This is a genomic window from Streptomyces roseicoloratus, assembly GCF_004117935.1.
GTDB classification, from domain to species: domain Bacteria; phylum Actinomycetota; class Actinomycetes; order Streptomycetales; family Streptomycetaceae; genus Streptomyces; species Streptomyces roseicoloratus.
This window is the reverse complement of record NZ_SDOY01000116.1, coordinates 131923-142887: the sequence shown is the minus strand read 5'-3', so window position 1 is coordinate 142887 and position 10965 is coordinate 131923. Positions and strand designations below refer to the sequence as shown.

10 protein-coding genes are annotated in these 10965 nt (G+C 73.7%); 2 read left to right on the top strand and 8 right to left on the bottom strand.

Annotated features, from left to right (window positions below; translation table 11 throughout):
• The first annotated feature begins 41 nt into the window (after positions 1-41).
• A complete protein-coding gene (locus ESG85_RS15690) occupies positions 42-1265 on the top strand; it encodes an IS30 family transposase (protein ID WP_128977433.1) in 1224 nt (407 codons plus the stop codon).
• Between the two features lie 74 nt (positions 1266-1339).
• On the opposite strand, the gene ESG85_RS15685 is transcribed toward ESG85_RS15690, so the two are convergent.
• The 8 genes from ESG85_RS15685 to ESG85_RS15650 form a co-directional block, all read right to left on the bottom strand.
• Complete coding sequence (locus ESG85_RS15685; RefSeq protein WP_246095057.1) at positions 1340-2110, bottom strand: SDR family NAD(P)-dependent oxidoreductase; 771 nt, start codon at positions 2108-2110, stop codon at positions 1340-1342.
• Positions 2103-3347 carry an MFS transporter gene (locus tag ESG85_RS15680; RefSeq protein ID WP_128979686.1) on the bottom strand — a complete coding sequence of 415 codons (1245 nt, stop codon included), beginning with the start codon at positions 3345-3347 and terminating at the stop codon, positions 2103-2105. The genes ESG85_RS15685 and ESG85_RS15680 overlap by 8 nt, the downstream gene beginning before the upstream one ends.
• A gap of 3 nt (positions 3348-3350) precedes the next feature.
• Complete coding sequence (locus ESG85_RS15675; protein ID WP_128979684.1) at positions 3351-3905, bottom strand: quercetin 2,3-dioxygenase; 555 nt, start codon at positions 3903-3905, stop codon at positions 3351-3353.
• 12 nt (positions 3906-3917) lie between these two features.
• Positions 3918-5033 carry a methionyl-tRNA formyltransferase gene (locus ESG85_RS15670; RefSeq protein ID WP_181019040.1) on the bottom strand — a complete coding sequence of 372 codons (1116 nt, stop codon included), beginning with the start codon at positions 5031-5033 and terminating at the stop codon, positions 3918-3920.
• A 74-nt stretch (positions 5034-5107) separates the two neighbouring features.
• Positions 5108-6337 (bottom strand): acyl-CoA dehydrogenase family protein, encoded by a 1230-nt coding sequence (locus ESG85_RS15665; RefSeq protein WP_128979682.1) that lies wholly within the window; start codon positions 6335-6337, stop codon positions 5108-5110.
• 33 nt (positions 6338-6370) lie between these two features.
• A complete protein-coding gene (locus ESG85_RS36620) occupies positions 6371-7900 on the bottom strand; it encodes an FAD-binding oxidoreductase (RefSeq protein ID WP_128979680.1) in 1530 nt (509 codons plus the stop codon).
• 324 nt (positions 7901-8224) lie between these two features.
• Positions 8225-8758 carry a chorismate mutase gene (locus ESG85_RS15655; protein ID WP_164986251.1) on the bottom strand — a complete coding sequence of 178 codons (534 nt, stop codon included), beginning with the start codon at positions 8756-8758 and terminating at the stop codon, positions 8225-8227.
• A complete protein-coding gene (locus ESG85_RS15650) occupies positions 8755-9288 on the bottom strand; it encodes a flavin reductase family protein (protein WP_128979676.1) in 534 nt (177 codons plus the stop codon). Before ESG85_RS15650 ends, ESG85_RS15655 begins: the two co-directional genes overlap by 4 nt.
• Before the next feature lie 146 nt (positions 9289-9434).
• Here ESG85_RS15650 and ESG85_RS15645 point away from each other — a divergent pair, with 146 nt between their 5' ends.
• Positions 9435-10880, top strand: a complete 1446-nt coding sequence (locus ESG85_RS15645; RefSeq protein ID WP_246095055.1) for an amino acid permease — start codon at positions 9435-9437, stop codon at positions 10878-10880.
• The last annotated feature ends 85 nt before the right edge of the window (positions 10881-10965 follow it).

The window sequence follows — 10965 nt, the reverse complement described above, 5'->3', positions numbered from 1 at the left end:
GGTTCTAGTGGTTGTCGCAACACCCCAGTTCAAGGGGTGCGATGGACTTCCAGATCCGAGCGGACCGGACACCGCAGGGGCGTAAGAAGTTGTCCCGGGAGCGGGAGGCATACTCCCGGCTCGTGCGGCAGGGATACAGCAACACCGAAGCGTGCCGGATTGTCGGCATCGATGAGCGGACCGGTCGGAAGTGGCGCAACGGCCGCTCCGGGGAACGCAACCGGAAGCCGGTACCACCGATCAATCTGGTGGTGCCGGCTTCCGGTCCGTCCCGATACCTGAGCGAGGACGAGCGGATCCACATCGCGGACCGGCTGCGGGAGAAGGCCACGGTACGGGCGATCGCCGCGGAGCTGGGCCGAAGTCCGTCCACGGTCAGCCGGGAGATCCGCCGCAACCGCACCGACGGCACACGCGGCCAGTGGCACTACCGCCCGCACGCCGCCCAGGCCCGCGCCGACGCCCGCCGTCCCCGCCCCAAGCCCCGCAAGATCCTCCGGAACCCCGAGCTGCGGGACGCCGTCCAGACGATGCTGGACGAGAAGTGGAGCCCGGAGCAGATATGCCACGCTCTGCGGACACAGTTCCCCCAGCGGCCGGAGATGCACGTGGTCCACGAGACCGTCTATCAGGCACTTTATGTCCAGGGCAGGGGTCAGCTGCGGCGCGAGCTGGCCGGCGCCCTGCGCTCCGGGCGGGCCCGCCGCAGACCCCAGCGGCAGGCGAACTGCCGCCAGCCGCGTTTCACCACCCCGATGGTGATGATCAGCGAACGGCCCGCCGAGGTGGAGGACCGGGCCGTTCCCGGCCACTGGGAGGGCGACCTGATCATCGGCAAGGACGGCAGGTCCGCGATCGGCACCCTGGTCGAACGCGCCACCCGCTACGTCATGCTCCTGCACCTGCCCGGCGACCACGGAGCCGAGGCCGTCCTGACTGCCCTGACCGCCACCGTCCAGACCCTGCCCGCCCAGCTGATGCGGTCCCTGACCTGGGACCAGGGCAGCGAGATGGCCCGCCACGCGCAGTTCACCCTCGCCACCGACATCCCGGTCTACTTCTGCGACCCCGCCAGCCCCTGGCAGCGCGGCTCGAACGAGAACACCAACGGCCTGCTGCGGCAGTACTTCCCCAAAGGCACCGACCTGTCCGTCCACGACCCCGAGCACCTGGCCGCCGTCGCCGACCAGCTCAACCGCCGCCCACGCAAAACGCTCGGCTGGGAAACCCCGGCCGAGCGCCTGCATAAACTACTCGCGGCCTGACCAACACGACCACGTGTTGCGACGACCCCTAGAAACCGCCCACGACGGCCCGGCCCCTCACGCGGGTGCGTGCGTCAGGCGGTGGCCCCGCCGTCCACCGCGAGAGTGGCGCCGGTGACGAACGCGGCACCGGGCGAGACCAGGTAGGCGACCGCCTCGGCGATGTCCGCCGGGGCGCCGTAGCGGCCCAGCGCGGTGCCGGCCCGCTGGAAGTCGGCCGAGGGCCCGTCGGCCGGGTTCATGTCGGTGTCGACCGGACCGGGGCTCACCTGGTTGACGGTGATCCCGCGCGGGCCCAGGTCCCGCGCGAGTCCCCTGGTCAGGCCCAGGATCGCGGCCTTGCTGACCGCATACGGCGTCATCCCGCCGCCCGGCACCCGCTCGCCGAGGCAGGAGCCGATGTTCACGATCCGGCCGCCCTCGGGCAGATGCCGGGCCGCCGCCTGCGCGGTGAGCAGCGCGCCGCGCACGTTGACGTGCAGGGTGCGGTCGACCACCTCGGGGGTCACGTCGGTCAGCTCGGCCCCGCTGACGTCCATGTAGCCGGCGTTGTTCACCAGGATGTCGAGGCGGCCGAAGTGCGCGACGGCGGCCTCCACGGCGGCTGCCGGGCCCTCGTGCCCGGAGGCGTCCGCCCGGATCGCCAGGGCCCTGCCGCCCGCCCGCTCGATCGCGCCGACCACCTCGTCGGCGGCCGCGGCGCCCCGCGTGTAGGTGAGCGCCACCCGGATCCCGTCGGCGGCCAGTCGGCGGGCGATGCCCGCGCCGATGCCACGGCTGGCGCCGGTCACCAGCGCGACCCGGTCCTGCGCGGGTGCGGAGGACGGCGTGGTGGGGTCAGACACGGGTCGGCCTTTCGGTCGTCGGGAGCGAGGGGTCCGCGGCGGAGCGCGCGGACGAGCCGTCGGAGGCGGAGGAGTCGGAAGAGGCGGAGGAGGCGGTCCGGCGCAGGGCGTCGGGCAGCAGCGTCAGCAGGCCGAGCACGGCCATGACCGCGCCCGTCCACAGCGGGGCGCGCAGGCCCCAGTGCGCGACGCCGATGCCGCCGCCCCAGGACCCGACGACCACGCCGAGGGTGATGAAGGAGGTGTGGACGGTGTTGACCAGCGGACGGTCGTTGGCGGTGCGCATCACGCGGGTCACCATCGCCGGGTTCATGGTCACGCCGACCAGTCCGATGCCCGTCATCGCCGCCAGCGCCGTCACCGCGTTGCCCGCGCCGAGCGCGAAGACCGTCAGGAACACGGTGTTCAGCGCCAGACCGGTGCCGAGCACCGTCATGGTGTGGCGGTCGGCGAGCCGGCCCACGACGGCGTTGCCGACGACGGTGGCGGCGCCGTAGACCACCAGCAGCAGCGGGACGGTGCCCGCGGCGAAGCCGGTGACGTCGGTGAGGATCGGCACGAAGTACGAGAAGGCGGCGAAGGTCGCGCCGATGATCAGCATGCTGGTGGCGAAGGCGGCCCACAGCCGGGCGTTGCGGAACGCACCCAGCTCGGCCCGTACGGAGCCGCCGGCGCCACCCGTCTCCTCCTTGGGCAGGGCCGGGACAGCGCCGCAGGTGACGGCGAGGGCCAGCGCGGCCAGGGCGGCCACCGCCCAGAACGCGAACCGCCAGCCGTACTGCTCCCCCGCCAGCTGTGACAGCGGCAGCCCCAGCACGGTGCCGACCATCAGGCCGCCGAGCACGATGGAGGTGGCCCGGCCCCGTACCTCGGGCCCGGTGATGCGGACGCAGACGGCGAGCGCGACGCCGAAGAACGCGCCGGAGGCCGCTCCGGTGACCAGGCGGGCGGCGACCATCAGGCCGTAGCCGGTGGCGAGGGCGCCGAGCGCCTGGCCGGCGAGGAAGACGGCGTACAGGAGGACCAGGGCGGTCTTCTGACGCAGCCTCAGCATCAGGGCGGTCAGCAGGGGCCCGCCCAGGGCCATGGCGGCGGCGTAGACGGAGACCAGGTAACCGATCTGCGGGATGCCTGTGCCCAGGTCCTCGGAGAGCTGGGGCATGAGCCCGGCCACCAGGAACTCGCTGGTCACCATCGTGAAGATGCCGAGGCCCAGGACGTAGATGGCGAAGGGCACGGCTCACTCCCCCTTCGTGCCGGCCGGACCGGGCTGCGGGTCCCCGGGCGACTCGGCGATCTGGTACGAGCCGAGCGACTCGGCGATCTCCTTGGCCCGGGGGTTGTCCGCCGGGTCGAAGACCGGGATCGGCTCGCCGGGGCGGGCCTCGACACCGGCCTGGAGGAAGAACTCCTCGAAGCCGCTCGGGGTGAAGATCAGCAGCTGCTTGGCGGCGTGCAGGCCCTTGTTGCGGAAGCGGTGCACGGTGCCCTTGGGGACGAAGACGAAGTCGCCGGCGCGTACGTCGTAGGTCTGGCCGTCGGCGTAGAACTCGAGTTCGCCTTCGAGGAGGTAGAAGGCCTCGTCCTCGTTGCGGTGGTCGTGGGCGGGCGGGCCGCCGCCGGGCGGGACGGACGCCTCGAGCAGCGTGATGGTCCCGCCGGACTGCGCGGTGTCGACCTTGACGGTGTAGACGTCGCCGTTGAGCCAGACCGAGGGGCCCTGGCCGGCCGGGACGTGCAGCACCTTGCCGAGGGTCGGCGGGTGCTCGCCGTGGAGCTGTTCGTTCAGTGACATGGGGTACGGACCTCAGGGGACGGGGGCGGGGGTGGGGGCGGGCGGTGGTACGGGGGCCGGGCCGGGTACGGCGGCGGGGCCGGAAGCGGAGACCCGGCCCGCCACGGAGACCGGCTCGCCGGGTGCCGGGGTGTTCGGTGAGACCAGCCGGGTGCCGTCGGGCAGTTGGCCGGTGCCGCCGGCCGCGGTCTCCCGGCCGTCGCACTCGGTGGTGAGCACCTCCAGCCAGCCATCGGCGCAGCCGGCGAAGATCCGGCCCGCCGCGCCGTGCACGACCAGGCCCGGCACCGGCGGCCGGCCGGGCGCGTCGGCGGGCGCCGGGTCGGCGGACAGGATCCGCACCCGGCGGCCGGCCTCGTCGGCGGTCCAGGCGCCGGGCGAGCGGTAACCGGCGCGGACGTGCCGCGCGACGACGGCGGCCGGCGAACGGAAGTCCAGCCGCAGGTCGGCGTCCGACGGGCGGCCGAAGTACGAGCGCCGGGACGGGTCCTGGGGGATCGGGCGGTAACTGCGGTCGACGAGCTGCGGGATGAGCTCGAGGAGCATCAGGACGTTGGCCCGCTCCTGCGCGGTGCGCAGCTCTATGGCGGTCTCGTTCCCGGTCAGCGGCACCTGGTGCTGCATGATCAGGTCACCGCTGTCGAGGACGGGCGCCATCTCTATGGCGGAGACCGCGGACTCGGTCGCGCCCTCGCGGATCATCCAGTAGAAGGGCGAGAGGCCGGCGAAGGCGGGCAGCGGGGACGGGTGGAAGTTGACCGCCGTGACCCGCGGCACCGACAGCAGCCGCTCGCGCAGGATCTGCTGGAAGTTGGCGACGACGAAGTAGTCCGCGCCGTAGCCCTCCAACTCCTCGACGAAGGCGGGGCGGTTGACCGAGGACGGTCTCAGCACCGGCACGCCGAGCGCGGCGCCCTGGGTGACCAGGTCGACCTGCTCGGGGTCGTCGGTGAAGTACGAGCAGCGCTTGCCCTGCGGGGAGGTGACCACCGCCGCCAGGTCGACCTGCGGATGGCCGTGGAGCATGCTCAGGAACGGCGAGCCGAGCTTGGAGTTGACCTCCGAGAACAGCACGACGCGTATCCGGCCCGCGGGATCCTGGGAAGCCGTGGGAGCCGTGGGAGCCATGGGTCGTGACACCTTTCTCTACGACGTACGGGAAACCGGCCGGGTCCGGAACGGCCCGGCCGGGACGGGCCGGTCTAGAAGAAGGGGCTGGTCGACTTCCCGCCGAGCAGCACGTTGCCGGTGAGCTGGAGGATCGAGTCCTGGGCGACGGCGTGCTGGTTCATGGTCCAGGCGTCGCGCAGCCAGCGGTCCAGCGGCGAGGGCTTGTAGACGGAGGAGCCGCCGACCAGGTCGAAGAGGGTCTGGACGATGTCGCGGGCGGTGCGGAAGGCGTGCCGGCGGGCGATGGCGGTGGCCACCCGGGCGTCGTCGGTCAGCTCGGTGCCGCCGGCCAGCGCGTCCCACTGGCGGGTCAGGCTGGCGTACACCCCCGAGCGGGCGGCGAGCAGTTCGCCCTCCAGCCGGGCGATGGTGCTCTGCACCCGGTGGTCCTGCGTCCACGGGGTGCCGGTCTCGCGGTCGGTGCGGTGCGCGGCCATCTCGCGTACGTGGTCGAGCGCGGCGCGGGCCATGCCGAGCGGGATGCCGGACATCTTGCGGAGGATCGCGTCGGGGCTGGAGTGCAGGGGGCCGGTGCGGCGCGGGTCGGAGAAGCTGAAGGTGCGCTCCTCGGGGACGAACAGGTCCTCGCAGGAGTAGTCCTGGCTGCCGGAGCCGGCCAGGCCGGTGGTGTGCCAGGTGTCGTGGAAGGTGTAGGCCTCCGGACGGGAGATCAGCACCCGCCAGTGGGTGGGCTCGCCGGAGACCGGGTCGGGCTCGGGGTTGCCGTCCTCGTCCACGATCAGGCAGCCGGCGCCGAGCCAGTCGCAGTGGGCGGAGCCCGAGCCGAACTTCCAGCGGCCGGTGAGCCGGTAGCCGCCCTCGGTCCGCACGGCGCGGCCCTGCGGGTAGATCCAGCCGGAGTTGGCGAGGTCGAGCGAGGGGTACATCTCACGGGCGACCTCCTCGTCGAGGTAGCCGGAGTAGATGCCGGAGTCCATGCCGATCATGGCGCACCAGGCGGTGGAGGCGTCGCCGGTGGCGAGGGTCTCGATCAGTTCGCACTGCTGCATGGAGGTGAGTTCCGGGCCGCCCCAGGTCTTGGGCATGGCGGCGCGGAAGACGCCGCCGTCGCGCAGCAGGGCGACGATGTCCTCGGGCAGGGTGCGGTTGGCCTCGATGCGGGGGCCGGCCTCGCGGAGCAGCGGGACGAGGGTGCGAGCGTGGGCGAGGATCGCCTCGGCCGTGTCGGGGACGTGTGTGCGGCCCGCTTCGGCGTCGGTGGTCGGGGACGGGGTCGTGGTCACGGAGGTGCTCCTGGTCATGGCGGGGGTCCTTCGGTGAGCGGGGCGGGGTGGTCAGAGGTAGCGGCCGGGCGCGAGCGTGCGGTGCGGGTCGACCAAGTCCGCGATGGTGCCGACCAGTTCGGCGTCGGCGGCGTCCGGTGCGTGGGTGCGGCCCCAGCCGCCGTGCGCGGCGTCCAGCCGGTACGGCGCCCAGCCGGAGTGGGCGAAGAGCTCGTACGCCCGGTCGAGAGCGCGGTGCGCGGCCTCGGCCTGGGTGGCCCGGTCGAAGGGGAAGGAGACGACCAGGTCGATGACGTCGGCGTCGAGGGCGTTGACGGTGGCGCCGGGCCGGATGCCGGTCTCGGCGTGGATGGTGTCGAGCAGGGCCAGGGCGCGGGAGGTGTCGGGGCCGGTGAAGGGGATCAGCGGCAGGAAGAACAGCCAGCCGTTGCCCTCGGTGTCGACGAGGTCGGCGCGGGTGCCGGTGGCGGAGGCGAGCATGTCCTCGTTGAACTCGACCGAGCCCGCGTAGGCGGCCTGGACGACCTGGGAGACGGTGTCGTCGGCGGCGGGCTCCTCACCGGCCGCGATCCGGTCGAACAGGCCGGTGGCGCGGGCCTCTTCGACGAGCGCGCCGGTCAGGGCGCCGAGCGTGCCGGCGGTGGCGTCCACGCACAGGTGGGCGAGGTAGCCGTGGCCGCGCTCGCCGCCGTAGGTGGCGGTGGAGGCGGTGTCGTAGATCTTCACGACGCCGGACACCACGTTGCCCGCCCGCCACCGGCGGATCAGGTCCACGGCCTCGGGCAGCCGCTCCCGGCCGAAGGAGAGCCGGACCACGCGCTGGGCCTCGGGGCGCGGCAGCAGCCGGACCACGGCGGCGGTGACCACGGCCAGCGGTGACTGCGTGAAGAGGTGCAGGGTGCTGGGCCCCAGGCCGTACGGGTTGGCGGCGGCGCCCGCAGTGGTGTCCGGCCACCAGCCGGTGCGCACCAGGCGCCCGTCGGGGAGCACGGCCTCCAGGCCGAGCAGGTCCTCGGTGCGCTGGCGGCGCAGGCCCACGCCCCGGTCGACGAGGTTGCCGACGAGGGAGGTGTGGCCGGAGGAGGCGGTGACGTTGAGCATGCGGTCGGTGCCGGCGAGCCGGGCGGCGAGGGCGGCCTGGGTGACGCCGGGCTCGACGACGGCGTACCCGGCGTCGGTGTCGAGGGCGCGGACGGCGTCGAGGCGGTCGAGTTCGAGGCGGACCACGGGCCCGGCGGCCGGTTCCTTCGAGCCCAGGCCCCAGTTGCGGCCGGTGGAGACGGCGTGCAGGCCGGGCAGCCCGGCGCGGGTGCCGCCGAGCGCGTCGAAGGCGCGGACGGCGAGCCGTACGTCCTCGGTGCTGCCGGGGCGCAGGACGGCGTGCAGCGGTCGGGCGGCGAAGGCGGAGACGTTGGCCTCGGCGGGCAGCGGCTCGGCGGCACCGCCGGCGGACCGGATCACGTGCTCGGGGCCGAGGGCGGCGGCGAGGCTGTCGAGGACCGTGGCGAGGGCCGGGCCGGGGACGGGGGCCGCGGGGTTCTGCGCGGCGGGGAGGTCGGGGTGGGTGGCGGTTTCGGGCATGGCGAATCCTCGGAGGGCGCGTACGCGTCGGCGGACGAGGGCGTACGACGGGTGGTGGGAGGTGGGAGAGGGGCGGGCATCGGGGCGCGGAAGCGCCGGGGCGGTGAGCCGGGTCGGGTCCGGACCCGGGCCTGACGAAGCACGGGGCTGCGTCCGGGGCTCGCTCCGCAAGCGGTGATCGGTCGGGCGGCGGTCTCGAGTCGGATCGGATCGGACGGACGGACCGGATGGAACGGATGGACCGTTGGATTCGATCGACGCGGGACGGCTCAGGTCGGCTCGGAAGAGACCGGTTCCTCGGGCACGGGTTCCCCGGAAACCGGCTCAGACTTTGTCAGGTTCCCTGGTGCTGCCCGGCCCGGACGCCGCCGGCCGGGTCGGTGCCGCGCCCGCGAGGTAGGCCGGGACGGGCCGGCCGGGCCGGGCCCAGCGGAGGTGGGCCAGCACCCGCAGGGTGCGCGCGGGAGCCCCCGCGAAGGCGGCGTCCTGCGCACAGAGCGCGGGCAGGTCCCAGCCCGCCTCGTGCAGGGCGAGCGCGGGGTTGGTGGCGGTGAGGTCGGGGGTCTGGGTGAACATCAGGCTGACCAGGTCGTCCCGTTCCAGGCGGTTGGCGGTCAGCAGTGCGGTGAGGAGGTCGTGGGTGGCCCGGGCGATGGCCGGCGCGGTGTCGGCGTCGACGGCGATGGCGCCGCGGACGGCGGCCAGGCCGACGGCACGGGTGTCCTGACCGGAGACCGCGGCGGGATCCTCGGCCGTGGCCGGAAGCGCGGCCGAATCCGCCGGAGTCGCGGCCGAATCCGCCGGGGTCGTCGGTGAACCCGCCGCCGGTGCGGCGTGCGGGCCCGCCTGCGGCCTCAACTCCGTTCCGCGGCGGCGGAGGTGAAGCGTCCCTGGTGGAACACCAGGGCGTCCTGCGGCTCCTCGGTGCACGTGGTGTGCAGGACGCGGGCCAGGAAGAGGCTGTGGTCCCCGCCGGAGTAGGTGTCCTCTATCTCGCAGGCGAGCGAGGCGAGGGCGCCGGGCAGCACGTCGTGCCCCTCGGCGGAGCGGTCGAGGTAGGCCCCCAGGGTGTGTCCGGAGGGCTTCTCGCGGGAGGCGAACAGGCGTGCCACGTCGCCCTGATGGGCGGCGAGCAGGTGGATCCCGAGCCGGCCGCTTGCGGTGATCACGGGGTGGGCGCGGGCGGTCTTCATGACGGAGACCAGGACGCGCGGCGGGTCGAGCGAGACCGAGGTGAACGCGTTGACGGTCATGGCCACGGCGCTCTCCGCACTGCCGCTGCTGAGGACGGTCACTCCGGTGGGATAGCGGCGCATGACGTCCCGCAGATCCGCGGGCGCGCGGCCCGCGGTGGTGCCGCGGGCATGGGTGATGGACGGTGCAGGCATGAATCCCCCTTCGCACGGTAGTGCGAATCTTGTTGCTGCCTAAACGCTAGCGCGACTTGTAAACGCTGATAGCTTTTCTAACACAGATTGCGCCAACCTGGTCAACCGAGCCCCCCACCGACGAACCGCTTGCACAAGGGAAATCCGTGACGCCACCCCCCGCCCGAACCGCCCAAGCCGCACTCCGCTCCCGCCATTTGGCGATGCTCGCCCTCGGCGGTGTGATCGGGGCCGGACTGTTCGTCGGCACCGGCGCCGGGCTCGCCACGGTCGGCCCCGCGGTGCTCGTCTCGTACCTGCTGGCCGCCGCCCTCGCCCTGGCGATCATGCGCATGCTGGGCGAACTGGCCGCGGCAATACCGGAGTCGGGCTCGTTCTCGGTCTACGCACACCGGGCACTGGGGGCTTGGGCCGGGTTCACGACCGGCTGGTTGTACACCTGGGTCACCGCGGTCGCCATCGCGGTGGAGGCCCTGGCGGGCGCGGCGATCCTGCACGCGTGGTGGCCGACCGTGCCCACATGGGTGTTCACGCTCGCCGCGATGACGGTCTTCACCATCGTGAACATGACAGACGTCCGCACCTTCGGCGAGGCCGAGTTCTGGTTCGCCTCGTTGAAGGTCCTGGCGGTCCTCGCCTTCATCGCGCTGGGCACCGCGGCCCTGCTCGGCCTGCTGCCCGGCACCCGCTCACCGGGCCTGTCGCACCTCACCGGTGACGGCGGGTTCGCCCCGCACGGCCTGTCCGGGATCGTGACGGCGCTCCTGGGAGTGGTGTTCGCCTTCGGCGGCATGGAGGTCATCGGCATGGCGGCGGCCGAGTCGCACGACCCGGGCCGCAGCATCCGCACCGCGGTCCGCACCGCGATCTGGCGGATCGCCCTGTTCTACCTCGGCTCGGTGCTCGTCCTCGTGCTGCTCCTGCCCTGGCGGTCGGCGCGCCCCGACGAGAGCCCGTACGTCGCCGCGCTCGTCCGCCTCGGCATCCCGCACGCGGACGTGATCACCCAGGCGGTGATCCTCGTGGCCCTGCTCTCCGCCCTCAACGCCAACCTGTACGGCACCTCCCGCATGCTGCACTCCCTCGCCGAACGCGGCGAGGCGCCCCGGGCACTCGCCCGCCGGACCCGGCGCGGGGTGCCGGCCCGCGCGGTGGCGGCCGCCGCGGCCGTCGGCTTCGCCGCGGTCGTCCCGGAGGCGGTGGCCCCGGGAGCGGCCCTCCCCCTGCTGGCCAAGGCGATGGGCGCGGCGATGCTGTTCATGTGGCTGGCGCTGGCCTGCTCCCACCTGGTGCTGCGCCGGTCCCTGGAACGTTCGGGTCGTCTGGTGCTGCGCACCCGCGGCTTCCCGGCCACCACCCGCATGGTGATCGGCGCCATCGCCGCCCTGATGGTCCTGATGGCCCTGTCCCCCGCCACCCGCCCCCAACTCCTCACCTCCGCGGCCCTGTCGGCGGCCCTGGCCCTGACCGGCACCCACCTCGCCCGTCGCCGCCGCCCCAGCGGGCAGCCCGCGGCCCTTCCCCCTTCCGTCCCGCCACGGGAACCGGTCGGGCCGACGCCACGGGAGCCGTCCGTCCCGGTCGGCGACTGACGCACGGCGGCCCGAGACGTACACCCGGCTCCCCCGGGCGGCGGAGCCCCGCGCCGGGTGTCCGTCCGGCGGACGATGTGACGGG